The sequence below is a fragment of the Roseinatronobacter sp. genome, assembly GCF_051859525.1.
In the GTDB taxonomy this organism is placed as follows: Bacteria; Pseudomonadota; Alphaproteobacteria; order Rhodobacterales; family Rhodobacteraceae; genus Roseinatronobacter.
Window position 1 is genome coordinate 1 of record NZ_JBHYFM010000052.1, and the last position, 725, is coordinate 725.

Here is a 725-nt window from a genome sequence, read left to right on the forward strand (position 1 = left end):
GCAGACGCTGAACTACCTGCGCGAAACCGCCTCGCAGACCGCCGGGCCCTATGTGCATATCGGGCTTGCGCCGGGTGCTGCCGGGTTTGACATCTACCGGCAGGAACTGGGCTGGGATATCGCCGGACCGAATGCCGAGGGCGAACGCATCCGGGTCGAGGGGCTGGTGATCGACGGCACCGGCTCGCCGGTCAAGGATGTACTGATCGAAATCTGGCAGGCCAATGCGCAAGGCCATTACGCCCATCCCGAAGGCGGCGGGCCGGTCGAGGACGGGTTTCGCGGCTGGGGCCGTGTGATCACCGATTTCGATACCGGGCAATGGGGTTTCGAGACGGTCAAGCCGGGCTCTGTGCCGGGCCGGAACGGCAGCGTTCAGGCACCCCATCTGAATCTGTGGATCGTGGCGCGCGGCATCAATGTCGGCCTGAACACAAGGCTCTATTTTGACGACGAGAGCGACGCCAATGCCGCCGATCCGGTCCTGAATCTGATCGAATGGCAGAACCGCCGCCCGACCCTGATCGCAAAACGCGGCCTGCAGGATGGCAAACCGGTCTATCGTTTCGATATTCACCTACAGGGCGAGCACGAGACGGTCTTTTTCGACGTCTGACAGGACATGAGCAGACGCGGCCCACCCGCGTCGCTCAAACCTGTTCAGAAGGTGCGAAAGGGCGGGCGCCTCCCTCTGCAATCGCGGCCCATGTGGCCCTGCGATCCGT

1 protein-coding gene is annotated in these 725 nt (G+C 63.4%); it reads left to right on the forward strand.

Annotation, left to right across the window (positions count from 1 at the left end):
* The coding region (gene pcaG, locus ACTIE1_RS16645) for a protocatechuate 3,4-dioxygenase subunit alpha (RefSeq protein WP_439563512.1) at positions 1 to 616 on the forward strand (616 nt) is incomplete at its 5' end.
* Positions 617 to 725 lie beyond the last annotated feature (109 nt).